This is a genomic window from Proteus columbae, assembly GCF_002777965.1.
GTDB classification, from domain to species: Bacteria; Pseudomonadota; Gammaproteobacteria; order Enterobacterales; family Enterobacteriaceae; genus Proteus; species Proteus columbae.
Map to the genome: position 1 here is coordinate 73,510 of NZ_NGVR01000019.1, position 25,199 is coordinate 98,708.

A 25,199-nucleotide genomic window follows, 5' to 3' on the forward strand; every position below is an offset into this window, starting at 1 on the left:
TGGCTATGATTAGAATTTCTCAATCACAGTACGACTGATAATTTCATCCTGAACTTCTTTACATAATTCAACAAAGTAAGCACTGTAACCTGCAACGCGAACAATCAAATCGCGATATTTTTCAGGCTCTAATTGCGCTTTTTTCAGTACTTCATTATCAACATAGCTAAATTGCATCTGGCCGTTACCCAGAATTGAAGCCGTTCTTAATAAGGTAATTAAACCTTGGCGTCCTTCATTGGTATCTAATAAACCTTTCAGGAATTTGAAGTTATGAACCATACCGATATTCATGGTTTCAACATTCATCTTACTGATTGACTTGATGATCGCCGTTGGGCCATGTTTATCAGCACCTTGTGTTGGGCTGATACCATCTGATAATGGTTTCCATGCGAAGCGACCGTTTGGTGTAGCAGCCGTTAGCTCGCCAATTGGTGTATTGTTAGAGATAGATAGCGTTCCGTGGCTCAGTGTGGAATAGAGCATTTTGTATTTACGACATTCACGCTCAGTCCATTCCGTAATATCCAGTGCATATTGGTCAACAACATCATCGTCGTTACCAAATTTCGGCGCATTTAAGCAGTCACGTAATAACTCGTCATGACCTTCAAAGTTGGCTAATAACGCATCACGGATTTGCTCTAAGGTGTATTTCTTATCTTCATAAACAAGTTTGCGAATAGCCGCCATTGAGTCTACATAAGTCGCTAAACCTGAGAAGATAAGACCTGGGCCATGGTTAACCATTGCACCACCCGCCGTTACGTCTTTACCTTGTTCCATACAGCCTTCAACTAGCAGAGACATTAATGGTTTTGGTGCAACATCACGGTGAACACGTTGGCTTATCACAGTACCAATTGCGGATAAACGAACGATATGTGCCACTTGCTCTTTTACAGCACGGTCGAAATCTTCATAAGTACGCAAGTCGCGTAAATCACCTGTATCTAAACCTTGATAGCTATCAAACAGCACCATACGACCACGGTTTAATACAAACTCAATTGCGATAGGCCATTGGGTATAACCTGTTGATGTCCATTGATAAATACGACCTGATTTTTGTGGCTCAACACAACCCATCAAGCAGTAATCACGCGCATCTTCAAAGTCGAAGCCTTTACGTAGCATCATCTTGATATGAGAATCATCGAAGTGACAAGCCGGGAAGCCCATACCTGCTTTCACCACATCAACAATTTTTTCCATATATTGCTGTGGAGATTGGTTATGAATACGACATGCTAGTGATGGTTGATACACTTTCACAAAACGCACAGCATCCATAATCAGGTAAGTTAAGTCGTTACACGCATCGCCACCAGAGCGTTTTTGTCCACCAATGGTTAAGTTGATAAATGGCTGATAACCTGCGAAATATTTCGCACCTAACTCACTCGACATCCACATTAACTCAGCACATTTGATGATAAAGGCTTGCATCATTTCCAGCGCTTGTTCACGGGTTATCACCCCAGTTTTAATGTCGTTTTCATACATTGGGAAGCAGTACTGATCTAAACGACCTAAAGAAAGACCCGTTTGGTTTTCTTCAACTTCGAACAATGACTCTACAGTCCAAATACTTTGTAATGCTTCTTGCAGTGTTTTTGGTGGATTCGCTGGTACGTTTTCATTCACTTGAGCAATAGTCAGTAGCTCTTCACGGCGTTGTGGATTGCTCTCTTTAGAGGCTAATTCACGGGCATGTTCTGCAATACGATGCGCATAAGCAATCACACCTTCACAACTTTCAATCGACGCTTTATAGAAATAAATACGGTCGATATCAGCTGGATTTTCCATGCTTAATTCAGCCAACTTCGCTTGTGCATCAGCTTTAATGCCATTCATCCCTTTGGTGAATAACAATACGTCATAGCCAGGGCAAGTATCGCCACCACCATTGATTTGGTGATAAGAAAGATCACTGACAAAGGTTTCGCCACTAAATTCCCACACACCCGCTTCACGATATTGCGCTTCACAGATTTCATCTAAAGAACGACCTTCCCAGAATGGGACAATCTCTTCTCGAATGACTTTTTTGTCTTCTTCTGAAATTTGGAATGGATCTTGTGGACGAGTGCTCATGGTATCGAGTTCATCACGAACCCAACGCCATGCGATATCAGGAGAGAACGCGCCAGCACGCGGTTTTCCACAAGGATGTCCAACAATCAGCTCTTCATCTTGAATTAAGATAGGCGCAGTTTCACACGCGCGACGGAAAGCTTTAGCACGTAGTAAGATTGGCGGTAGACCTGGATTCTCGCGTGTAATTTCAGTAAATGCTAAGGCTCTATAAATAGAGACACTTGGACGCGCTTCTAAATAACGGTTACGTAAACGCTGCAAGCGAGGAGTTAATCCTTCCATCACTTTGAATTCGCCCGCATCAGCGCTTGGTGCCACAAAGTTTGCAGAAGGTGCAGCGTATTGAGGTTGTGAATTCATACGACCGTTGTATAAACGCACTTGTAATGAACTGTGTAAAGTTGACAGATTAGCGCGAGCTGATAACAGCATCTCTGACAGTTCGTTAATGCTGACACGAGGATCGTTAATATCAACACCCTGCGTCATTGCATCAAACATTGGATAACCATCAACTTCTTTGGTTGCACGTACTTCTGAAAGCTCAGCTAATTTCAGCCATACGCTTTCAACAATTTCATACGCTTGTGCTTGTGTTAAACGACCTTGGTCGATATCACGTTGATAGAATGGATAAAGTGCTTTATCAAATCCCATTGGATTAATAGCATAACTACCATTTTCCAGATGTAAGACTAATTGCAATAAATAGAATACTTGAACCGCTTCTTTAAAGGTTTCTGCTGGTTTTGCAGGTACTTTTCGTAATACTGCGGCACTATCTAATAATTCGGCTTTACGGTATGGGTTACCTTCCATTGCAGCTAAATTCTCTGCTTTTGCAGACAGAATTTGTGCAAAATACAGTGCTGCATCACATGCATAAATAGCGGATTTACAGTAATTAGCTTCATCCATACTGCTACGATTTACGGCACTACCAATGCTTCTGATCCTATCTTCAAGCTGTGCTTTGATTGCTAAGAAACCTTGGTTTACCACCAGCATATAATCAGGTGATGCAACGCTATTGTTAATACTTAAGAAACGGTAGATAGAGTCACTACGCACTTCTTCTTCAGTGTGAAAAATCGCACCGCGTGGTGTTGATGACTGACTGCCGATAATCAGTTCATCTTGTGCGATATAGCTTGGAAAATGGCGGATAAATTCATAAAAACGTTGCGCAGGTTTAATCGCTTGAGGAACACCTGCAATGCTGTTGTCTAATGAATCAAAAATTGTCGCACGCTCTGTACTGATTGAGCTATTACGTGAAACTAAACGTTCTGCCAGCATTTTTACGCGTGGCGTCAAAGAATATTTGGCCATGTGAGGCTCTCCTGATGTTCTTTACTTGACCTAATCGGTATTAATTCGGTTGAGCATTAACTATGTGATACACCGGCAAATGCCTGACGATACAATGTTTCTAATTGGTGTGTGTTCACGTCACGCGGATTTGTCGGCGTACAGCTATCTCGTAAAGCCTGTCCGACCATTTCCGTTAAACGGGCATAAAAGTCCGCTTCACTGACACCGGTATCGCGAATACTCTTCGGCATACCCATTTCATCTTTCAATACATTAATGGCGACGATTAAACTGGTTACCCCTTCTCTTACAGTGTTAGCCGGAAGTCCTAAGCTTTGAGCAAGATAAGCGTAACGTTTTGCTGCTTCACTATTACAATCACCATGAAGATTGGCGTTAAAGGCGACAACATGTGTCATCAATAACGCATTTGCACGACCGTGAGGAACGTGGAATACACCGCCTAATGCGTGGGCAAGACTGTGAGTAATCCCCAAAGAGGCGTTAGTAAATGCCATACCTGCAATACAAGATGCGTTATGCATTTTTTCGCGAGCCATCAAGTTGTCACCTTGATGGTGGCAATCTATAAGATGACCAAAGACTAACTTGACGGCTTTCTCTGCCATCGCATCAGAAAAATCAGATGCAGCTTTAGAAACATAAGCTTCTAGTGCATGACAAAGGACATCCATACCGGTATCTGCCGTAATTGCAGGTGGCACAGATTTCACCAACTCAGGATCGAGAATGGCAACATCAGGCAACATAAACTCATCAACCAAGACCAGTTTTTCACTGCGTGATTTGATCACTGAAAAAGAGGTTACTTCAGAGCCCGTACCGCTAGTGGTTGGGATCGCAATAAACTGTGGTTTTGTTCTGTTGCTCTCTTTACGGGTATGCCAGAGGGAGTACATAACGGCTTTCGCGGCATCAATTACTGATCCACCACCAAGTGCGATAACCAAGTCTGGATAATGAGCATCCATGATCTTCATACCACTCACGATGGCTGAAATATCTGGATCTGAAGCAACATCATCGTAAACTTGGAACTCGATACCCCGTTGCACTAACTTATCGGTGACTTTATTTGCAAAGCCAAACTTCACCATTGCTTTATCTGTCACCACAAATGCGCGGCGGGCAGTTAACCCAGAAAGAAAATCCAGTGCATTGGTGCCAAACTGAATTTTGGGTTTTATCAGAAACTCACTCATGTCGTTATTACTCCTTACTGTCCCGATAAACCTTCTCAACAATGGCAACCACTGACATCGCCTTGTAACGATCTTTGTTCAGTGCAAAGTATTCTTCAGCCAACACAATATCGTTGATACCTGCACCTACACTGTCCACTGCAACATAAGTTTTGTTTTTCAGTGGTTTAAGCTCATCATCTAAGGTGGCTATCATTAATAAATTGCTACCTTTAAGTTCTGGGCTTTTTTGTGTCGCTACTACGTGTCCGATTACCTTTGCGAGGATCATGGTTTATATCGCCTTATATCAATGAGTTATTTACTCAGACGTCCGAGAACTTCCTTGATAATGCGTTCCACGTTTTCTTCGGTAATATCACCTTGTTCAATCACTTGCTGCGCACAAGCACTGACTGTCGTTGCATAAGGAGATGCACCAAAGCGATCATCACCTTGAGTTTGACGTTGTGCAGTAGCACATTCAGCATGAACAGGAGTTAGAGAAGGTGAACGAAAACGGTCATCATCAAGAATGCTGGTCTGGTGATTTGCGCTAGAAACAGCACAAGCAGAAACAGCAGGTTGAGCAGCTTCTTGTGCTAAAGGACAAGGTTGTTTCAACTCTTCAACGGTACGCACGCCATAACCTACTTTACGAATATTCAGTAGATTCATTGGGCCAACGTTGTCAGAGCTAGAACCGCCACCAACAGCACCGCAACCTAAAGTAAGTGCAGGAGTAATATTGGTTGTTGCACCGATACCGCCTAATGCCGCAGGAGTATTAATCAGAATACGGTTAACAGGTTTTTCTAAAGAGAACTGACGAATAACATCTTCATTTTTGGTATGAATAACTAAGGTATGACCTAAACCTTCGTTAGTCAGTAACTGCACCACACGATCGCACGCTGATTTCCAATCTTCTTCGATATACATCCCTAAGATTGGGCATAGTTTTTCGCGTGAATACGGGTTTTTTGGTGAAACAGTATCTTGTAATGCGATTAATACGCGCGTATTTGCGGGTACGCTAAAACCTGCACGCTGACTTAAATAAATCGCATCTTTACCCACAACTGCTGGGTTAATTGTGCCGTTAGCACGCAGTAACATTGAAGCCACTTTTGTTGCTTCTTCGTCATTCATAAAGTAAGCACCTTGCGCTAATAGCTCGCGGTGAACTTCGTTATAAATGCAACGTTCAACGATAATGGATTGCTCTGATGCACAGATAACCCCGTTATCGAATGTTTTACTGGTGATGATATCGCTCACTGCTTTTTTGATATCTGCACTACGTTCGATAAAAGCAGGGCCATTACCTGGGCCACCACTGATTGTTGGCGTGCCTGATGCATAAGCTGCACGCACCATACCTTCACCACCAGTCGCTAAAATTAATGACACATCTTTGCTATGCATTAATTCTTTCGTCGCTTCCAGTGTTAGTAATGTCACACCATCAACAATACCTGCTGGTGCCCCCGCTTCTAATGCCGCTTTTTTAACAATTTCTAACGCACGGAAACTGCACTGTTTTGCATTTGGATGCGGAGAGAAAATAATCGCATTACCCGCTTTCAGTGCAATTAGGGTTTTATAGATAATGGTTGATGTTGGATTAGTTGAAGGAACTAATGCCGTGATAACACCTAAAGGCACGCCAACATCCATGACTTTTTTCACTTTATCGTCATTGATAATGCCAACGGTCTTCATGTCTTTCATATGTTCATACACACGCAATGACGCGAAGGTATTCTTCAGAACTTTGTCTTCCCACTTACCAAAGCCTGTTTCTTCGTTCGCCATTTTCGCCAGCTCTTCTGCGTGACGAGCGGCTTCAAATGCGATGTGTTTTACAATACTGTCGATTTTTTCCTGCGAAAACTTAGCATAAACAAGTTGTGCATTTTTCGCGTTACGAACTAGCTCACGAGCCAGTTGTCTGGATTGCAAATCTTTATCTAATGCAACCATGTCTTCCCCCATACAGGAGTTAAAAAATTTAGCTGAATAACGTATTTCTTTGCTTTACAGCACGCCTGAATAATCAGGCTTTGTGCTGTTGTGCGATTTTCTCGATATCGTTATGCGGTCTTGCAATAACACGAGAAGTCACTACGGTGCCGATACGTTTTGCCGCTTCAACACCTGACTCAACCGCTGCATTTACTGCACCGACATCGCCTTTCACCATTGCTGTCACTAAACCTGAACCGACGTTTTCATAACCAATCAGTTCAACATTGGCTGCTTTGCACATTGCATCAGCAGCTTCAATGCAAGCGACAAGACCTTTGGTTTCAACTAGACCTAGTGCTTCTTTCATATTTATTTCCTTCGTTATTCAGTCACTTTGTACTGGGCAACGATTTTTTGAATATCGTTATGTGGACGAGCGATGACTAATGAAGTCACAACAGTACCAACACGTTGAGCAGCTTCTAAGCCAGATTCCACTGCGGCTTTAACGGCACCAACATCACCTTTCACCATTGCAGTAACTAAACCAGAACCCACATTTTCGTAGCCGATTAACTCAACATTTGCCGCTTTACACATCGCGTCTGCTGCTTCAATACAAGCAACCAGCCCTTGAGTTTCAATAAGTCCTAATGCATCACCCATACGTTCTCCTAAGGCAGAAACTATGCCTTGTGTTTGATAACAATCTTGTTGATGTCATTGTGAGGACGAGCAATCACGAGCGATGTAACAACTTCACCCACGCGTTGTGCTGACTCCACACCTGAATCCACTGCAGCTTTCACTGCGCCTACGTCGCCTTTCACCATCGCAGTCACGAGACCTGAACCCACATTTTCATAGCCAATAAGTTCAACGTTCGCGGCTTTACACATAGCGTCAGCGGCTTCAATACATGCCACCAGACCTTTGGTTTCGATCAGACCTAATGCATCACCCATTTTCATTTCCTCCGAGAAGCCGTTTAACGGTTTACGTTTGCCCATTGTGTCTGCGTGGTGATTTTTTAAACGCAGACGTTGGTTTCAAAATCACTATAACGCGTAAAAACAAAAACAAAATATAAATCCATGTAATGAACATATATAGAATTTAGTTCTGCTATTTAGTGTTTTTTATCTCCATATTTATATATCTGTGCTGTTAATTTGCTTTTTTCATCGTTATAAATTTATTAATTTTCACAAAAAATAGATGGAAAAATAGGCAAATTAACTTTGTTAGAAGGATGTTGAAAAGGTGAAAAAAGGCAGTACATATCGACGAGAAAGATGTGCGGAATATCACTGATATTTCAATGTGAGATCAATAATTGAAAAAGGCTAAATCGAGTCTATATACAAATCGTGCTATTTTTTTGTTGATAACGTATTTATCAAATTTAAACCTTCACGACTGTGTATAAAAAATAGAGGTAAGTACTCTTTACTATAAAAGTCATACAGACAATCAGTTCAAATCACTGTACAGGTAAAAGAGCTAAAATCAGGAATGTGTGAGAAGAGAAGATTAATTAAAGGGATAGGATATATTGAATTTTAGATAAACAAAAAGGTGGCTATAGAGAGGCCACCTTGCAAAAATAAGATAGGATAATCAGGACAATTAATCGAATTTACTACCCGGCTTTAAGGTACAAATATAGAGTGGTGAATTGAGCGAACTTAAAAGTAAAGTTTTCTCATTTAGCTTTTGTGCATTAATAAATAACCCATCATGGCTGTCTGACATTTCACGCATAAAATAATCAAAAATAACGTCTGGAGATTCATCAATTGATGATGCACTAGCATCCCATTGGCTAACAAAATAGTGACGTTCTGTCGGTGAAACGCGCTTAGTTGTATAATCAAATTTCACATAACGTTGTAAATACAGCCATCCTGCTTTTGAAGTGGTATAACCTTCAGCAACAATTGAGCCTTTACCATTGGCACCAAATGAAAAATGAATATTACCATTTACATTTTCATCTTCCATATTTTCAAAACGCATAATGCCTTTGGTTGAGCAAACCATGACACCTTCATTTTTAATGGTTAATAATCTTGTTGCTGCATAAGTGGCGACCAAGATAAAAATCAGGGCCGATAAAAAACATAAAAGTTTCCCTGAGATTTTCATTAGTATTTCCAAGAATAGTAAAAGTAATTGTCACAGTAACTAAATGGATTATCTTCGTTCTTAGCACAGTGCGCTAAAAATACTCGCCCCAATCCATTTGTTTGTAATTTATCACCATAAAAGAAAACAAATCGCTCACCTTTCACACACTGTAAATTAAGCTTCTTTCTTACAGCGTCAAAATTGCGAACATAATTATCACTTACCGCAGAATTAATCATGGCTTCATTAGAAAGTAACTCACAATCATTATGCGTTAATGGTGTTAGTGAAATTGGCTTTGATTGATGTTGATTAAAAAAGATGATCACCGCGAGAAATACTGCACCTAATAAAAAACCGATGCTGGCTAAATACCAACATATTTCAGGTTTCTGTATTTTTTCGGGCGCTTCTTCTTGCGTAGACTCTAAAGGTGTTTGAGTTTGCGTTAAAGGTGTCGTTGTTTCAACGGTTATTTGATTTTCATCTTTAACTAAAATAGGCGCTTCTTCATTTGTTTGAGTTGAAGGTAATAGCGTTGAATCATCAATGAGTTCAACTGAAATATCCGGATTAAACTCTAATCGTCCTTTCGCAATAGTAACAATGATATTTTCAATACCATAATGGCGAAATGTTTTTCGTAACAAACTCAAATATTGGTTTAAATTACTGTTTGATGAAACTAATCCATTATCATCCCAAACCCGTTTTAATACTTCATCACGATTAACAACTCCAGGGTGCTGAATAAAATAAAAAAGTAACGCATTTGCGGTAATAGAAAGATGTGTATCAATACTCTCTTTTTCTAACGATATCGCGCCATCCGTTGCGTCGTAATAAATTAAGGCATTTATTTTGTATTTCATTGTGCCCTCATTCATCCTGATTAAAATTACTAATTTGCTGTGTTTGCCATATAGTCAAATGTCATCTCAGATAATCTTTCAACTAATGCGCTACGCTCTTCTTGTGAAATCGTGGGGCCTTCTGTTAATTCAGATAACCAAAGACCATCTGCGGCATAACGAATTAATGTACCTAAATAACTATTGTCTAATTTATCACCTTTGGCTAAATGTTCTAACATCCAATCTCGCCAACATTTACGCATAATTGGTTCGTTTGGCATTGCTAAAGACAATATCGCTAATTGACGACTTTCGTCTGACTGTTTTAAATCAGAAATATAAGTTAAATATGCGCGAGAAAAACGCCCTGCTTCAATAGGATCATTTTCCATAATAACTGCAATACGACTATCCATAATACCTAATAGACGTTTAAAGACCGCATGAACTAATTCTAGCTTTCCGGGAAAATGATGAAGTAGACCACCTTTACTTACCCCAGCTTCTTTTGCTACAGCATTTAAAGAAAGAGAGGCTATTCCTTCATTAGCCACAATAATGCTTGCCGCTTCCAATAATTGTTCTTGAACTCGGATAGGATCTTTTTTTCGGTGATGCGCAGTTGTATTCATGCATAGGATGATACCGACCAGTCGGTATGTTCCTTATTGATCGAAATCAATCCCTTTTAGACTCGTAATTATTATATGTAAATAATGTAGTTGACTTCACATTCCTTTATTTACTCAACTACATTATTTTTTAAAATATAAAATAAAAATATAAATATTGATTTCATCTTTATATTTATAAATTTAATATAATGATAATTTGATTATTATCAAACAACAATAAATCATTAGCAATATTTGTTTGTCATTTATCAATTTCACCCTTTGTTTTACTATTTAACCAGAGGAATACCTTTAGCCAATGCATAAGCAGTAAGTTCAATAAGAACCTCAGGACTATTAAGAAATTGAGGGCTTCCATCCGCTTTTAATTGATGAAGAATATCCTCTAATGATTGGTTATTTTTCTCACCAATATTTATAGCATCCATTATTTCCTTTACAACAAAGAATTCGCTTATTCTATTCACGCCATTAGTTCCATGGATAAGGAAGTTATAGTTATCTGTCTTTAATTTTTCTTTTTCTATAAACTTAATTGTGTTTTCCAAGATAAAAGGATCCATTAATTTTCCAGCCTTACAATTATTTATATGAACAAATTTAATATATTTTTCCTTATCTCGATCGCTTACATTATTAGTATATAATTCAAAATTAATAATAGGATATTCATTATATTTCTCTCTTTGTTTTTTTTCACAACCACATCCTATTACAGCTACATCACTATTATCCATAAAGTAATCAAAATATTTAAAATATTTAAATTTAACCTCATCAAGAATAAAAGGTTTATTATAAATATTTTTTTTATTTGATTTTATATCATCACAATTAAAAATATCATTTTTATCAGATATAATATAAACAACATCAATATTTTCATTTAGCAACATTTTTAGATATTGATTTAATTCTTCCTTCGTATGTAATGGATATTCAGATAAAATAGCCTTATTTCCGGAAGGCGTTAACATTTCATTAGCTGGAAAACTTTTGGATGAATTTTTAATTAGTGTATTTTGACAATAGTGACTGTGATTATTCCTTTGGTCATCCACTTGGGTATATTTATTTTTAGGATAAACATAATCATTTAGATTTATAATTAAATTATTTATTTTCTTAATAATCTCTTTTGGGGTTATATTTTCCAACCTAGATAAAACACTATTATTTACACTATTTAAATTCATTTCCCTCAGTTTTTTTTGATAGAAATCGAGTTTATCTGCCACATTCATTATAAAACAAGACCATTTCATTCCATTCAGAAATGTATAGTAACTATCTTGATTTTCTATAACATTTCCTCCTTTCTCAAATAACATATAATCGTTCTTATTTATTTCTCTTTTTTTACCACTCCCTAAATTTTTATTTTCTTTCAAATTACTACAATTGTCTTCATAAAAGTAATTCTCCATATCATCGATATTATTAATATCATTAATACTTTTTCCTTCTGAAATTTTATTTAACTCTCTAGCAAATAGAGTTTCATATCCAGATTTAAAAGCTTTTACTTCAAAATGAGTATTTTTTATATCTGAAAAACATTTACCAAAAGAATGAGAATATCCACAATCACAATTTATTTCAGATGCTTTTGGCAAAACTATATTTTTGTTAATAGGACCCAGCATAATTATTCCTTATTTTAAATAAAGCTATTCCACATTCCATAGAAATAAAAAAATCTTACCAAATTTGGTAAGATTTTCATAAGAATAAAATATAAAGTGTTTTTTAATTTAAATGCTGGCCTTTAATGCTTGTTCTAAATCTACAAGAATATCGTCAATATGTTCAATACCTATAGATAAACGAATTAAATCACGTGAAACACCTGCACGTTCTAATTCTTCATCATTTAATTGGCGATGAGTGGTTGATGCTGGATGACATGCTAATGATTTTGCATCACCAATATTCACAAGGCGAACAATGAGTTGTAATGCATCAATAAATTTCGCCCCCGCTTCAGCGCCCCCTTTAATACCAAAAGAGAGAATACCCGCAGGTTTACCTGACATATAACGTACAGCTAAATCATGCTCAGGGTGATTGTTTAACCCCGCATATTTAACCCATGCCACTTGAGGATGATTTTGTAGATATTCTGCTACTTTTTGTGCATTTTCAGTGTGGCGATCCATACGTAGCGCCAGCGTTTCTAACCCTTGTAGAATTAAAAAAGCATTAAATGGCGACAGTGCAGCACCTGTTCCGCGCAAAGGTGCAACACGACATCTTGCTATATAAGCAGCCGCACCAAAATGCTCAACATAATTTACCCCATGATAAGAAACATCAGGTGTATTTAATATTTCAAAACGATCTTTATGCTCAGCCCAAGGGAATTTACCAGAATCAACAACAATACCGCCAATCGAATTACCGTGGCCACCAATATATTTAGTTAAAGAGTGAATAATAATATCCGCGCCATGTTCAAAAGGACGGCATAAATAAGGCGTTGCAACTGTATTATCAACAATCAAAGGCACACCGTGACGATGAGCAACATCAGCTAATGCTTGAATATCGACGATATTTCCGCTTGGGTTTGTGATGGTTTCACAAAATACCGCTTTTGTTTTGTTGTCAATTAATGCTTCAAGGGCAACAATATCATCATGAGGAGCAAAGCGTGCTTCAATACCAATACGAGGAAATGTGTGCGCCATTAAGTTATAAGTGCCGCCATAAAGTTTGGCAACAGAAACAATGTTATCGCCCACTTGCGCAATAGTTTGAATTGCATAAGTAATAGCTGCCATGCCCGATGCTACAGCAACGGCTGCAATTCCACCCTCTAATGCTGCAACACGTTTTTCTAATACGTCATTGGTTGGATTCATTATACGGGTATAAATATTACCAGGCACTTTTAAGTCAAAAAGATCCGCTCCATGCTGCGTATCATCAAATGCATAAGACGTCGTTTGGTAAATAGGTACAGCAACTGCTTTTGTGGTTGGATCAGGTGAATAACCGGCGTGAACAGAGAGTGTCTCAAGTTTCATAACAATTCCTTTTTTGTTGCATTTGTTCTTATAGTATTACTTATACTCTAAATAATTCGAGATACAGCTAAACAACAAATGAATAAGTCATTCATCAATAATGCTGCAACTTGAAGTATGATCAGTATAGATAAGCCGATATTGCTCTCATCGCATAGTGAAAAAATTTCAACTTACACAAATGCTTTTTTTAAAAATAGAACTTATTGATCCAAAAACCTCTATTTACATCAATATTTAACTTAAAAACCCTCTATTTTATGTTATTTAGCCATTTTAAATGGTTTTATCGTTTTTTGACGAGTTGCTAACCAGCAAATTAAAGAGCCACCAGTCACCATCATTACACCTTGCCAAAATGAGAAAGAGAGTGCGGTAGACAATAATATTGATGAGAATGCAGTAGAAATAACGGGAGTAAAATAAGAGAGTGTGGCTAATAAGGTTACATTGCCTCTGATCATGCCGATTGTCCAAGCCGCATTTGCAAGCCCAATAGCAGCACCTGTTATTAATAATAACGTGATACTTTTTGTATTAACGATCCACTCTACTGGTGTTGAAAATAGATATTGCCCCCACAATGCAAGTGACGTTAATAAAAAGAAGGGCACAATGCCGTTATTCCCGCCAGACATAAGGCGAGTTAAATTACTATAAAACGCCCATAAAATGGCACCTGAAAACGCCAATATATAGCTTAATGGATTACTTTGAATATTCTTCCATAAACCGTCAATTGTCAGCGGATTATCGCCACTAACGACCCATACCAATCCACTGAATGCACATAATAATCCGACAATCAGTAAAATAGAGAATCGCTGCTTATTAAGTATTACGGCAAGGGCTAACGTGAAGCTGGGCCATAAATAATTCACCATTCCTAGCTCTATGGCTTGTGTTCTGTCTGTTGCAAATCCCAAAGCCAAAGATAAACAAACTTCATAAGTGACAAATAATAGCCCTCCCCAAAAAAGATAACGTTTAGGAAAGCGTGATAACTTAGGTACACCTAAAATCAAAATAAGAAAGAGTGTGCCGGTGGTATAAATCAGTGCAGCACCTCCTACGGCACCAAAATACTCACTAATATTACGAATTAAACCAACAATAGTGCTCCAAAGTAGAATGGCAACAATGCCATATAATGTTCCTTTTGATGAGCTAGATATCATTTTTTTGCCTTCGGGTTCAAGATCCTGTCATTAGAGCCGATATTAAAACAGAATCAATGTAATTGCTTTAATTACTATCATGCAAAAAATGAAAAACGAACAGGTAAAAATAAAAGGGTACCTTGATCAATGAAACATTTTGTTACAATTTATATTGAAAATAAAATATATTGATCTACTCCCCTTAATTGTAAAAAAAGAAAGAAAAATTCTAAATTGTAAAATTATGATGTCTAATTTCAAAAAAAAATGAATAAATAATATTTCTATATTTTTTTATAAAAAAACATATTTAAATCTTTTATTTTTTATAAAAAAACATGCTGCTTCGTTTTTCCTCTCATTACGAGTAAAACTTTGTTTCATTCTGTAAATATTTTTATCATAAAATATATATTATGAAACATTATGTTATACGTATAAATGCCAAGTCTATTTTGGAAGAGCATTATTCGATTACACAAAAATACAATAAATATCAATTAGATAAATTCCAAAATACAATACATTACCTAAATTTATGTTTTTTTCTATTTTTTAACATTAATTTTCACCTATAGTTAACAGATTATCAGTAGTTTTTAACTATCAAACCCCTCAAAAATGATGGTTTAAACGATTTCTATAATTTTTCTAGCCCATCTATAATTTTCGTAAATTTGACTTAAGTGCAATATGCATTTTATTCCTGTTTAATTAAATTTTGATCTATCTACTCTTATTTTAATAAGTGTATTAATAATTCTATTTACACTTCTCAAACATATTTTAATCACTGTTTCTTCATTTATATAGAAATGATAAGCAGAGTTAAATATAGCTTAGTTTATTAAGCTAAAAATAAAGATATATATTGAAAATATAGGAACAATGAATGAAAAAGTTATTATTATCTGCAATTATTACCTCAACAATTGGCGTAATGGCATCACCTGCATTAGCAGCAACAACCGTGACCGTAAATGGTGGCTCTGTTAATTTCGAAGGTGCGGTCGTGAATGCAGCTTGTGGTGTTGATAGCAGTTCATCAAACCAAACTGTGCGTTTAGGCCAATTCCGTGTTGCTGAATTTACAGCCAAAGGTGATGAAACAGGTCGTATTCCTTTTAGTATCAAATTAAATAATTGTGATACTACAGTATCAGCGAATGCGGCAATTACCTTCAACGGTACAGCTTCAACTGATGCTAATGCATTTGCATTACAAGGTGCTGATGCAGCGGAAAATATTGCCTTAAAAATCACTGATTCAACAAATACAGTTGTTGTACCAAACAACGCTTCAACGACTCAAAAACTGATTGATGGTGAGAATCAATTAAATTACAACGCTTCACTTATTTCAACTGAAGATACTGTTAAGGCAGGTAGCGCAAACGTTACTACAAACTTTATGGTGACTTACTCTTAATTGCTTTATCACTTTTGATTGATGTCTTATTGCCAGGGATGGCTTATTTTTAATCAAAAAATGCAATTGCACTATTTTTATTACTGACAACATTTATTATGAAAAAGACACTTATTTTTCTTATTACTTTTTTATTTCCGTTACTTTCTTATTCTAATGGCGTTTCATTAGGTGCCACTCGTATTGTTTATCATTCTAATATTAAACAAACTACCTTAGTGGTTACTAATTCAGATAAAGAGAATAACTTTTTAATTCAATCTTGGGTTTCTGATAATCAAGGTAATAAGAACAATGATTTCATTGTCACCCCCCCTTTATATATTCTTGATGCTAATAAAGAAAATGCATTAAGAATTATGTATGTCGGAGCACCATTGCCCAAAGATCGTGAAAGTTTATTTTGGATGAATGTCAAAGTGATCCCTTCATTAGAAGATAAACTAGCTAAAGAAAATACAATGCAAATTGCAATACAGAGTCGAATTAAGCTGTTTTATCGCCCAAGTCATTTACCTGATTATAATGAGAAATTTAGTAATGAACTTAAATTTTCATATCAAAATGACGAGTTAATCGTTAATAATCCAACACCTTATTATATTACGATGGTGAATCTAGCTGTTACAGGTAGTCAACTCCCATCCAGCATCATGCTTAATCCTTTATCTCAATTAACATTGGGAAAAATACATCGTGATGCTAATACAATTTCATTCCAAACCATTAATGATTATGGCGCACAAACTCCTGTATTAAAAAAAGAAATTACTCATTAATAATTACATCTGCTTTTAGCTTGTTGGTTAAAAATCATGGTTAATAAAAATACAGTTAGTTCTCTTCTTTCTAGCATCATACCAATTTCATTAATATTGGCATTTTCTTCATATGGTGCAAATCGATTTAATCCTGCATTTTTATCTGACTCACCTGAAGCAGTCACTGATTTAAGCTATTTTGAAGCAGGGAATAGTATTAAACCTGGTAATTATCATCTTAATATTATTTTTAATAATGAATTTTTACGTAATGAAAATATACTTTTTATTAACGAAAATAAAAATGTAATCCCTTGTTTAAATAAAAATTTCTTAAAATCACTGGGCATTAATATCAAACTAATACCCCACTTTGATTTAATCTCAGAAAAAGAATGTATTGATATTACAAACTCTATCCCTGATAGCAGTGTTAATTACGATATAGAGAAACAAGCATTAAAGATCCAAGTTCCTCAAGCCGCATTAAACTTTCAAGCTCGTGGCTATATTCCACCAGAAAAGTGGGATAACGGGATTAATGCTGGTTTACTCAATTACAGTTTTAGTGGTGCTAATAATTGGGGAAATTCTCATAACAATAGTTATTACCTTAATTTGCGTAGTGGGATCAATATTGGAGCTTGGCGATTGAGAGATTATTCCACATGGAGTTCATCTAATGGAAATAACAAGTGGAACCATATCAATACCTATCTGCAACGAAATATTGTGTCATTAAGAAGTCAGCTAAAAATTGGCGACAGTTATACTTCGTCTGCATTATTCGACAGCGTTAATTTCCGTGGTATTTCTTTAGAAAGCGATGACACCATGTTGCCTGATAGTCAACGAGGATTTGCACCTGTTGTAAGAGGTATTGCAAGTGGTAATGCCAAAGTTGTTATTCGGCAAAATGGTTATGTTATTTATCAAACCTTCGTCTCTCCCGGTGCATTTGAAATTCGCGATCTTTACCCGACTTCAAATAGTGGTGACTTATATGTCACCGTTGAAGAAAATAATGGAAGCCAACACAATTATGTTGTGCCTTATTCTGCGGTACCTATTTTACAACGAGAAGGACAAAAAAAGTTTGTTATTCAAGCAGGTGAAGTAAGACAAGACAACCCAAATAAACAGCCTCGCTTTATTCAAGGACATCTTATCTATGGGCTTCCTTATAACAGCACCCTTTATGGTGGTGCATTAGTTACTTCAGATTATCAATCCTATGCTGTGGGTGTAGGTCGAAATATGGGGATATTAGGTGCCTTCTCAACAGATATTACCTTTGCTCATAGTCAATTACCTAATGACTCTACTTCTGAAGGGTATTCCTTACGCTTTCTTTATGCGAAATCATTAAACCAATTTGGAACAAATTTTCAGCTATTAGGATATCGCTATTCAACATCAGGTTTCTATACATTAGATGAGACACTTAATACTAGAATGTCAGGTTATCTTAATGAAAATAATAAAGAAATTTCATCAAGATACTTTAATTTAAATAATCGTAAAAAAGGCAGCCTTCAAGTGAATTTATCGCAACAACTTGGCGATTATGGCTCTATTTTTATGACAACGAATTGGCAAAATTATTGGGAAACCAATGAAAAAAACGTTCTATTTCAAACTGGCTATAACGGTAATGTAAAAGGCCTCTCTTACAATATTATTTATGGATACAACCGCATGATGAATAGCGGTGAGCGAGATCAAACACTCTCTTTAGGTATTTCGATCCCATTGCAACTATTAATGCCATCAAGCTATCAATCTGTAAATAGCGCTTATCTCACTTATAACTATAGTCATAATAATAAGGGATATTCTGCTCATAATGCTGGTGTTGCGGGTACATTACTTGAAGACAACACGCTTAATTACAGTGTCCAGCAAGGCTATAGCAATCAAGGCGGAAGCTATACGGGTAACGCGGCATTAGGTTATCAAAGCCGCTATGGCAACCTTAATGTGGGGTATAACTACAATCAAGAAAACCAACAACTGAATTATAGTGTTGCGGGCGGTATGTTACTTCACAGCGAAGGCTTAACCTTAAGCCAACCTTTAAGCTCAAATGCCATTCTTGTTGATGCACGTAAAACCGCAGATGTTCCTATTGATAATGCGACAGGGATTTATACCGACTGGCGTGGATTTGCCGTTATTCCTTATGCAACCGCTTATCGTCAAAATAAAGTTGCCTTAGACACCTCAGCACTTCCTGATAATGTTGAAATTGAACAGAATATTCAGCAAGTTGTTCCGACTCAAGGTGCCGTTATCAAAGTCAAATTTGACGCAAAAACAGGATACCGTTTATTACTCACACTACAACGACAAGGGCGTCCACTTCCTTTTGGTGCCATAGCATCTGACAAGCAAAATCACCTCTCCGGCATTGTTGGTGACGATGGCTTACTTTACCTTTCTGGCGTACCGAAGTCTGGCGTATTAGATATTCGCTGGGGAAATAGCACATCTGAATATTGCCAAGTTAATTATACATTACCTGAAAATCAACATGATGAACCTTTTGTAAAAATGACACAGGAGTGCCAATAATGCATAAACTCACGCTTATTTTGGCCCTGCCACTCCTTTTTATAACTAAAGGATATACCTATGACACATTAGTGCAAATTCATGCACGAGTGACGGGCAACACCTGTACCGTTGAGACAAACTCAGAAAATATTACAGTGAAACTTGGCGACATTGCGACGAAAGACTTCACATCAACAGCGATGAGCCAACAACGAACACCTATTATTCCTTTTAGTATTAAATTAGTGGATTGTCAGCCTGAAGCCAGCGCAGTAAAAGTCAGTTTTAAAGGTGCTAGTGACCTGACTAATAATGCTTTATTGGCGATTAATAATAATGGTGCAAAAGGTGTCGCCATTTCAATTATGGATAAATCAGGAACATCAATTTCTATTAATGATAAAAGCCAATCTTATGCCCTGTTACCTAATCAAGATAATACCCTGCAATTTTACGCTCGCTATGTCGCCACTCAGGTACCAGTCAGTGCAGGACAAGCCAATGCAACCACCACATTTTTATTGGAGTACCAATAATGAAACGTACTTTATTTCCCCTTACATTACTGGTTTCCCTTGTTTGTCTTCCCACAGAAATGGCATGGGCAGTGGCAGATCCTCTTGTGGTTTCACCGCCCCCAATGAATTTTGATGGCGCGGCAGATGGCACACCGGCTGGCACTCCCATTACCTCAACATGGATAGGTGAAACTTCCGTTCATAATGGCTTTAAATGTGAGCATGGTTTCTTACAAAAATGCTGGGTAGAAACACTATATGCCAATGCGTTAGGTTCAAAAATTAGTGGTATCTACTATTACGAAGGGGGAGATCGTTATCCAGTTTATTCACTTCCAGGAGTCAAAGGTATTGGCTATGCCTTTGGTCTAAAAGATAACAATGACAGTGTTTCTTATGTCCCAATTGATGTGGATAGTGGCTCGGGCGCAACCATTATTTATCCAGCCGTAGGCTCTACTGTTAACCATAATGTTGACCGTGTTTCGTTAAAAGGCAAAGTGGTGTTTGTTGTCACAGATGAACACTTAGAAACAGGCGTTTACAACATTCCTTATACCATTATTGCAAATACTTGGTCTGAGTATGGCGGAAGCCATAAGGGAAATAACACCTCTATTGTCGCAATAAATCCTGTAACAATCACGATTAAAGCCCGTGGTTGTACGGTCAATACGAAAAATCTCACCTATGAATTAGGCGATATTTCAATGCGAGATATGGCAACCATTGGTTCAACGTCAAAAACACAAAGTAAGCCCATTACTGTTACTTGTGATACCAACGTTCACTTATATGCCAGCATGACCGATCAATCTACCTATTCTAATAATACAGATGTGCTCACACTGACATCAGACTCTGACGCTTCGGGTATTGGGATCCAATTTCTTTTTAATGATAATCCAACCCCTGTCGTTTATGGACCTGATATCAGTGCTATCGGACAACCTAATCAACGTTTACTTCATATAACAACATCTAATAACGAAAACTACACATTAAACCTGTCAACTCGCTATATCACGACTGGAACACTAAAACCTGGTAAAGCAAACGGGTTAGCCAGTCTGACTTTTTCTTATCAATAATGATTTGAATTTTTAAGGCTGATTAAATGATTGATAACAGCAAAACCATTAATTTTCGTATAGGGCAACGAATACGTCATTTACGAAAGAAAATAAAATACTCAGGAACCCTTTTTGCTCAAGAGTTAGGCATAAGCCAACAACAACTTTCTCGTTATGAACGGGGAACAAATAGGATAAGTATTGAGTTTATTTATCTGATTTCTGAAAAATTTGATGTTCATATTAGTTATTTTCTACAGAGCAATTATTTAATTAATATTGAACAACAACGTAAAACTCAAGAAAAAAACAGTCAACTTATTGCTGAAAGCTGTATAAAAAAATAATGCAAATCACATTTATTTTTTAATTATCTTTTGTTTACACAACCCCTCTCATTTATTTTTATTATTAATTTAATGGAAACCTTATGCCCTTTTCGACATAAAAAAAGCCACCTTTCAAAGGTGGCTTTTTAGCAAGGAGCAGGCGCGATTAACGTCCCGCTTTTAATTTTTGGTAATAACTTTCGTATAATACAGTTGCATCACCCACATCATTTTGCCATTCACCTTTATTAATAATCTCTTCTGTTGGATAAAGAGAATTATCTTTAGTGATAACATTTGGCAGTAGTTTTTGCGCAGCTAAATTAGGTGTTGGATAACCAATATTTTCAGCCACTTTTGCTGCAACTTCTGGGCGTAATAAGAAGTCGATAAGTTTATGAGCACCTTCGACATTCTTAGCATTTGCAGGAATAGCTAAGCTATCCATCCAGAAAATGCCGCCCTCTTTTGGCCATACCATTTCAATAGGCGCACCAGCATCGCGAGCAATAAATGCAGAGCCATTCCAAATCATCCCTAAATTAACTTCCCCTTGCATATAAGGGTTAGCAGGGTTATCTGAGTTAAATGCTAATACGTTTGGCATTAGCTTTTGTAGCTCTTTATAGGCTTCTTCAATCTCTTTAGGATCGGTTGTATTGCCCGAATAGCCTAATTTCAATAATGCCATTTGGAAAACTTCACGGGCATCATCGGTTAATAACAGGCTATCTTTATATTCGGGTTTCCATAAATCAGCCCATGAAGTAATGCTACTCACATCCACTTCATCGCTATTAATACCAATAGCGGTCGCACCCCAAATATAAGGAATGGAGTAGTCATTTTTAGGGTCGAATGATTTATGTAATAAGCTGGGATCGAGATTATCAAAATGAGTTAATTTTGATTTATCGATTTTTTGTAGCATTCCTTCATGGCTCATTTTAGAAATAAAATAAGTAGAAGGAACCACCAAGTCATAAGCACCATCTTTATAGGTCTTTAACTTGGTATACATGCTTTCATTGGATTCATAAGTGGAATAAATCACCTTAATCCCAGTTTCTTTTGTAAACTGTTCAAGCAGACCAGGCGGCACATACTCCGTCCAGTTGTAGAAATATAATGTCTTACCATCATCAGCCGATGCTGTGCCGATACTTAATGCCATTACGCTGGCAGCAAGTACTGAGGACCACTTTTTCATTTATGTTTCCTTCAGTGGTTGATGCGTTAATATCAAATAGGCAGCGAGCCTACCTCCAACAGATTGGTCTTCAAGACCCCAAAAAGTGCGAGAAACTCGCACTAATGCATGTTTACGCTTTGCCAGTTCTGTCTCTTAAGATTAACTGACTAATTAATACTAATACTAAAGATAGACCTAAAAGGATGGTTGCAAGCGCGTTCACCTCTGGCGAAACGCCCACTTTTACCATTGAGTAAATTTTCAATGGTAAAATTTCATAGCTTGGCCCCGTCACAAAAGAAGAAACCACAACGTCATCCATGGATAACGTAAAGCTTAATAACCAACCTGAAGCTACTGCTGGCATCGCCAGAGGCATAATGATTTTACGTAAAATAGTAAATTCGCCTGCCCCTAAATCTTTAGCCGCTTCCAACATTTTTACATCAAACCCACTTAATCGTGAATACACCGTCACCACAACAAAAGGCAGACAAAATGTAATATGTGAAAATAGAAGCGACCAAAATCCTAATGAAACACCTAGGATCATAAACAGTACAAGTAACGAAATCGCCATCACAATATCCGGCGACATCATCACAACAAACAGCATTCCACCCACAAATTTTTTGCCACGAAAACGGTAGCGATAAAGAGCAACAGCCGCTAATGAGCCAATGAGTGTCGCAAATGTCGCAGAAGTGACTGCCATTGTTAATGAATGCCCTGCTGCTTGAAGCAGACTGTCATTATTAAATAAAATGGCGTACCAATCTGTGGTAAAACCTTTCCAGTTGATCCCGAAACGTGATGAGTTAAAAGAGTTAACTATCAGAATGATGATCGGGATATAAAGATACGCGTAAATAATGGACATAAATCCACCACGCAATAACCGTCCAATCATTCTATTTCTACCTTCTTATGCAGTAGCTTCACGGCTCGGTAATACACAAACAGCATTAATCCCATCACCAATGTTAAACAAATACTTGTGGCTGCACCGAAAGGCCAGTCACGAATATTTAAGAATTGGCTCTTAATTACGTTACCAATTAATAAGTTTTTCGCGCCACCCATTAAATCAGCAACAAAGAATAAGCCCATTGCAGGTAACATCACGAGTAAACAACCCGCAATAATGCCCGGCATTGTTAATGGAATAATAATACGAATAAAGGTTTGAAATTTATTAGCACCTAAATCGCGCGCTGCTTCTAAACAAGGTTTATCTAACTTTTCAATGCTGGAATATAAGGGTAATACCATGAAAGGTAATAAAATATAAACCAGCCCCAGTACAACGGCTTCTGGGGTATAAATAATTCTGAGTGGCTTATCAATCAATCCAATCCACAACAGGAATTCGTTAAAATAACCTTTCGTACTTAGGAATATCTTTAATCCATAAATACGAATAAGCGAGTTTGTCCAAAAAGGTACAATCAATAGAAACAACATTAATGGCTGTATTTTCTTAGGCATTTTTGCAAGGAAATAAGCAAAGGGATAACCTAATAATAAACAAGCTAATGTTGCGACCACCGCCATATTAATAGAATGCAGTAACACTTCTGCATACATAGGATCAAATAAGCGATAGTAGTTATCGAGTGTAAAGACCATCTCGACAAGGTTGGCATCATCACGCGTTAAAAAACTGGTCGCAATGATCATGATATTCGGCAAGAAGACGAACACCATCAACCAACCCACAACACCGGTAATAACGATGTTTTGAAATAGTTTACGTGTTTTCTTCATCTGCCAGCACGACCTCCCAGCTTTCAACCCAAGTTACTGCAATTTTTTGGTCTAACGAGTGATCAACATCTGGATCATCTTCATTAAAGAATTCACTGACCATCACTACCTTGCCATTTTCCATTTCAACAACAGAATCTAGCGTCATGCCTTTATAGTTACGTTCACGAACATAACCAATTAGTCCTGGAAGGTTTTCAAGATCGTGAATTTCTTCAACACGGAGATCTTCAGGTCGAAGTAATACTTTGAGTTGCTGGTTTTGTGTTACAGGTAATGTGGTATAAATATCACATTCATGACCTTCAACATCAGCACGAATACGTGTGTCATCAATACGATGGAGAACACGCGCATCAAAGATATTAATTTCACCTATAAATTGCGCAACAAACAGATTTGTTGGCTCTTCATAAATTTCACGCGGAGTACCATCTTGCTCAATACGCCCTTCACGCATCACCACGATCCGGTCTGACATGGTCAGCGCCTCTTCTTGGTCATGAGTCACGAAAATAAAGGTGATCCCTAATTTACGTTGTAAGGCTTTTAATTCATTTTGCATCTGTTTACGTAATTTGTAATCCAGTGCAGATAATGATTCATCAAGCAATAAGACCTTTGGTTTATTCACAACAGCACGCGCAATCGCGACACGTTGTTGTTGTCCACCAGAAAGGTGTGCAGGACGGCGTTGTGCGAAATCTTCAAGTTGCACCATACGCAAGGCTTCTTCAACGCGAATATTAATCTCATCAGCAGGTGTTTTTTGCATGCGAAGACCAAATGCGACATTTTCAAAAACAGTCATATGTGGGAAAAGCGCGTAACTTTGAAAAACCGTATTTACAAAACGTTGTTCCGCTGGGATATCCGTAATATCTTGCCCATCAAGGATAATTTGCCCATCATCAACGTCTTCTAAACCCGCGATTAAACGCAAAACCGTCGTCTTACCACAGCCCGAAGGACCGAGGATGGTTAAAAACTCGCCATGGTTGATAGTGAGATCGAGGCGGGAAATAATTTGTTTTCCGTCGAAACCTTTACTTAAGGATTTTAATTCGACAACTGGTGTCAGAGATGTTTTCTCAGTCATTTAAGGTAATACTCTATCCCGAAGAATAATGCAGATAGAACCGCCACTGGAAAAGACTGTGTGAGCTGCCGGAG

General features: G+C 37.4%; 23 protein-coding genes. 6 read left to right on the top strand and 17 right to left on the bottom strand.

Annotation, left to right across the window (positions count from 1 at the left end; translation table 11 throughout):
* Positions 1-9: 9 nt before the first annotated feature.
* From cutC to yddG, 13 genes are all read right to left on the bottom strand, one after another.
* Positions 10-3,438, bottom strand: a complete 3,429-nt coding sequence (cutC, locus tag CBE70_RS08515) for a choline trimethylamine-lyase (RefSeq protein ID WP_100159001.1) — start codon at positions 3,436-3,438, stop codon at positions 10-12.
* Between the two features lie 56 nt (positions 3,439-3,494).
* Positions 3,495-4,643 (bottom strand): 1-propanol dehydrogenase PduQ, encoded by a 1,149-nt coding sequence (locus CBE70_RS08520; protein WP_100159002.1) that lies wholly within the window; start codon positions 4,641-4,643, stop codon positions 3,495-3,497.
* A gap of 7 nt (positions 4,644-4,650) precedes the next feature.
* Entirely contained in the window at positions 4,651-4,914 is a 264-nt protein-coding gene (locus tag CBE70_RS08525) for a EutN/CcmL family microcompartment protein (protein WP_100159003.1), read from the bottom strand.
* Between the two features lie 26 nt (positions 4,915-4,940).
* A complete protein-coding gene (locus CBE70_RS08530; protein ID WP_088494443.1) occupies positions 4,941-6,608 on the bottom strand; it encodes an acetaldehyde dehydrogenase (acetylating) in 1,668 nt (555 codons plus the stop codon).
* A 73-nt stretch (positions 6,609-6,681) separates the two neighbouring features.
* Positions 6,682-6,960: a BMC domain-containing protein gene (locus CBE70_RS08535; protein WP_006536328.1), complete on the bottom strand. Its 279-nt coding sequence runs from the start codon at positions 6,958-6,960 to the stop codon at positions 6,682-6,684.
* A gap of 14 nt (positions 6,961-6,974) precedes the next feature.
* Positions 6,975-7,259: a BMC domain-containing protein gene (locus CBE70_RS08540; RefSeq protein ID WP_006536329.1), complete on the bottom strand. Its 285-nt coding sequence runs from the start codon at positions 7,257-7,259 to the stop codon at positions 6,975-6,977.
* 20 nt (positions 7,260-7,279) lie between these two features.
* Positions 7,280-7,558, bottom strand: coding sequence for a BMC domain-containing protein (locus tag CBE70_RS08545; RefSeq protein WP_004249182.1), 279 nt, complete (start codon positions 7,556-7,558; stop codon positions 7,280-7,282).
* 664 nt (positions 7,559-8,222) lie between these two features.
* Positions 8,223-8,741 (bottom strand): FidL-like protein, encoded by a 519-nt coding sequence (locus CBE70_RS08550; RefSeq protein ID WP_100159004.1) that lies wholly within the window; start codon positions 8,739-8,741, stop codon positions 8,223-8,225.
* Positions 8,741-9,595, bottom strand: a complete 855-nt coding sequence (locus tag CBE70_RS08555; protein ID WP_100159005.1) for a transcriptional regulator — start codon at positions 9,593-9,595, stop codon at positions 8,741-8,743. The genes CBE70_RS08550 and CBE70_RS08555 overlap by 1 nt, the downstream gene beginning before the upstream one ends.
* 29 nt (positions 9,596-9,624) lie before the next feature.
* Positions 9,625-10,209 (bottom strand): TetR/AcrR family transcriptional regulator, encoded by a 585-nt coding sequence (locus CBE70_RS08560; protein WP_100159006.1) that lies wholly within the window; start codon positions 10,207-10,209, stop codon positions 9,625-9,627.
* 272 nt (positions 10,210-10,481) lie between these two features.
* Positions 10,482-11,858, bottom strand: a complete 1,377-nt coding sequence (locus CBE70_RS08565; RefSeq protein WP_100159007.1) for a protein-tyrosine phosphatase family protein — start codon at positions 11,856-11,858, stop codon at positions 10,482-10,484.
* Positions 11,859-11,966: 108 nt separating this feature from the next.
* The gene (locus CBE70_RS08570; protein ID WP_100159008.1) at positions 11,967-13,241 is read right to left on the bottom strand and encodes a bifunctional O-acetylhomoserine aminocarboxypropyltransferase/cysteine synthase; all 1,275 of its coding nucleotides are present in this window, start codon (positions 13,239-13,241) and stop codon (positions 11,967-11,969) included.
* A 263-nt stretch (positions 13,242-13,504) separates the two neighbouring features.
* On the bottom strand, positions 13,505-14,419 hold the full coding sequence (gene yddG, locus CBE70_RS08575) for an aromatic amino acid DMT transporter YddG (protein ID WP_100159009.1): 915 nt from the start codon (positions 14,417-14,419) through the stop codon (positions 13,505-13,507).
* An 874-nt stretch (positions 14,420-15,293) separates the two neighbouring features.
* On the opposite strand from yddG, the gene CBE70_RS08580 reads away from it, so the two are divergent.
* The 6 genes from CBE70_RS08580 (at position 15,294) to CBE70_RS08605 (ending at position 21,085) form a co-directional block, all read left to right on the top strand.
* A complete protein-coding gene (locus CBE70_RS08580; protein ID WP_100159010.1) occupies positions 15,294-15,830 on the top strand; it encodes a fimbrial protein in 537 nt (178 codons plus the stop codon).
* 98 nt (positions 15,831-15,928) lie between these two features.
* Positions 15,929-16,609 (top strand): fimbrial biogenesis chaperone, encoded by a 681-nt coding sequence (locus CBE70_RS08585; RefSeq protein WP_100159011.1) that lies wholly within the window; start codon positions 15,929-15,931, stop codon positions 16,607-16,609.
* 36 nt (positions 16,610-16,645) lie between these two features.
* Positions 16,646-19,165, top strand: coding sequence for a fimbrial biogenesis usher protein (locus CBE70_RS08590; protein ID WP_100159012.1), 2,520 nt, complete (start codon positions 16,646-16,648; stop codon positions 19,163-19,165).
* Positions 19,165-19,683 (top strand): fimbrial protein, encoded by a 519-nt coding sequence (locus CBE70_RS08595; protein WP_100159013.1) that lies wholly within the window; start codon positions 19,165-19,167, stop codon positions 19,681-19,683. Before CBE70_RS08590 ends, CBE70_RS08595 begins: the two co-directional genes overlap by 1 nt.
* Positions 19,683-20,756: a fimbrial protein gene (locus tag CBE70_RS08600; RefSeq protein WP_100159014.1), complete on the top strand. Its 1,074-nt coding sequence runs from the start codon at positions 19,683-19,685 to the stop codon at positions 20,754-20,756. The genes CBE70_RS08595 and CBE70_RS08600 overlap by 1 nt, the downstream gene beginning before the upstream one ends.
* Before the next feature lie 26 nt (positions 20,757-20,782).
* Entirely contained in the window at positions 20,783-21,085 is a 303-nt protein-coding gene (locus CBE70_RS08605; protein ID WP_100159015.1) for a helix-turn-helix domain-containing protein, read from the top strand.
* 148 nt (positions 21,086-21,233) lie between these two features.
* On the opposite strand, the gene potD is transcribed toward CBE70_RS08605, so the two are convergent.
* From potD to potA, 4 genes are all read right to left on the bottom strand, one after another.
* Positions 21,234-22,277: a spermidine/putrescine ABC transporter substrate-binding protein PotD gene (gene potD, locus CBE70_RS08610; RefSeq protein ID WP_100159016.1), complete on the bottom strand. Its 1,044-nt coding sequence runs from the start codon at positions 22,275-22,277 to the stop codon at positions 21,234-21,236.
* 112 nt (positions 22,278-22,389) lie between these two features.
* Positions 22,390-23,169, bottom strand: a complete 780-nt coding sequence (gene potC / locus CBE70_RS08615; protein ID WP_036934543.1) for a spermidine/putrescine ABC transporter permease PotC — start codon at positions 23,167-23,169, stop codon at positions 22,390-22,392.
* Positions 23,166-24,026 (bottom strand): spermidine/putrescine ABC transporter permease PotB, encoded by an 861-nt coding sequence (potB, locus tag CBE70_RS08620; RefSeq protein WP_023583058.1) that lies wholly within the window; start codon positions 24,024-24,026, stop codon positions 23,166-23,168. Before potB ends, potC begins: the two co-directional genes overlap by 4 nt.
* Positions 24,010-25,125: a spermidine/putrescine ABC transporter ATP-binding protein PotA gene (gene potA / locus CBE70_RS08625; RefSeq protein WP_100159017.1), complete on the bottom strand. Its 1,116-nt coding sequence runs from the start codon at positions 25,123-25,125 to the stop codon at positions 24,010-24,012. Before potA ends, potB begins: the two co-directional genes overlap by 17 nt.
* Positions 25,126-25,199 lie beyond the last annotated feature (74 nt).

Excerpts from the sequence above, each read along its gene's own strand:
- cutC (WP_100159001.1), bottom strand. The coding sequence starts at position 3,438 with ATGGCCAAATATTCTTTGACGCCACGCGTAAAAATGCTGGCAGAACGT.
- CBE70_RS08520 (WP_100159002.1), bottom strand. The coding sequence starts at position 4,643 with ATGAGTGAGTTTCTGATAAAACCCAAAATTCAGTTTGGCACCAATGCA.
- CBE70_RS08525 (WP_100159003.1), bottom strand. The coding sequence starts at position 4,914 with ATGATCCTCGCAAAGGTAATCGGACACGTAGTAGCGACACAAAAAAGC.
- CBE70_RS08530 (WP_088494443.1), bottom strand. The coding sequence starts at position 6,608 with ATGGTTGCATTAGATAAAGATTTGCAATCCAGACAACTGGCTCGTGAG.
- CBE70_RS08535 (WP_006536328.1), bottom strand. The coding sequence starts at position 6,960 with ATGAAAGAAGCACTAGGTCTAGTTGAAACCAAAGGTCTTGTCGCTTGC.
- CBE70_RS08540 (WP_006536329.1), bottom strand. The coding sequence starts at position 7,259 with ATGGGTGATGCATTAGGACTTATTGAAACTCAAGGGCTGGTTGCTTGT.
- CBE70_RS08545 (WP_004249182.1), bottom strand. The coding sequence starts at position 7,558 with ATGGGTGATGCATTAGGTCTGATCGAAACCAAAGGTCTGGTGGCATGT.
- CBE70_RS08550 (WP_100159004.1), bottom strand. The coding sequence starts at position 8,741 with ATGAAAATCTCAGGGAAACTTTTATGTTTTTTATCGGCCCTGATTTTT.
- CBE70_RS08555 (WP_100159005.1), bottom strand. The coding sequence starts at position 9,595 with ATGAAATACAAAATAAATGCCTTAATTTATTACGACGCAACGGATGGC.
- CBE70_RS08560 (WP_100159006.1), bottom strand. The coding sequence starts at position 10,209 with ATGAATACAACTGCGCATCACCGAAAAAAAGATCCTATCCGAGTTCAA.
- CBE70_RS08565 (WP_100159007.1), bottom strand. The coding sequence starts at position 11,858 with ATGCTGGGTCCTATTAACAAAAATATAGTTTTGCCAAAAGCATCTGAA.
- CBE70_RS08570 (WP_100159008.1), bottom strand. The coding sequence starts at position 13,241 with ATGAAACTTGAGACACTCTCTGTTCACGCCGGTTATTCACCTGATCCA.
- yddG (WP_100159009.1), bottom strand. The coding sequence starts at position 14,419 with ATGATATCTAGCTCATCAAAAGGAACATTATATGGCATTGTTGCCATT.
- CBE70_RS08580 (WP_100159010.1), top strand. The coding sequence starts at position 15,294 with ATGAAAAAGTTATTATTATCTGCAATTATTACCTCAACAATTGGCGTA.
- CBE70_RS08585 (WP_100159011.1), top strand. The coding sequence starts at position 15,929 with ATGAAAAAGACACTTATTTTTCTTATTACTTTTTTATTTCCGTTACTT.
- CBE70_RS08590 (WP_100159012.1), top strand. The coding sequence starts at position 16,646 with ATGGTTAATAAAAATACAGTTAGTTCTCTTCTTTCTAGCATCATACCA.
- CBE70_RS08595 (WP_100159013.1), top strand. The coding sequence starts at position 19,165 with ATGCATAAACTCACGCTTATTTTGGCCCTGCCACTCCTTTTTATAACT.
- CBE70_RS08600 (WP_100159014.1), top strand. The coding sequence starts at position 19,683 with ATGAAACGTACTTTATTTCCCCTTACATTACTGGTTTCCCTTGTTTGT.
- CBE70_RS08605 (WP_100159015.1), top strand. The coding sequence starts at position 20,783 with ATGATTGATAACAGCAAAACCATTAATTTTCGTATAGGGCAACGAATA.
- potD (WP_100159016.1), bottom strand. The coding sequence starts at position 22,277 with ATGAAAAAGTGGTCCTCAGTACTTGCTGCCAGCGTAATGGCATTAAGT.
- potC (WP_036934543.1), bottom strand. The coding sequence starts at position 23,169 with ATGATTGGACGGTTATTGCGTGGTGGATTTATGTCCATTATTTACGCG.
- potB (WP_023583058.1), bottom strand. The coding sequence starts at position 24,026 with ATGAAGAAAACACGTAAACTATTTCAAAACATCGTTATTACCGGTGTT.
- potA (WP_100159017.1), bottom strand. The coding sequence starts at position 25,125 with ATGACTGAGAAAACATCTCTGACACCAGTTGTCGAATTAAAATCCTTA.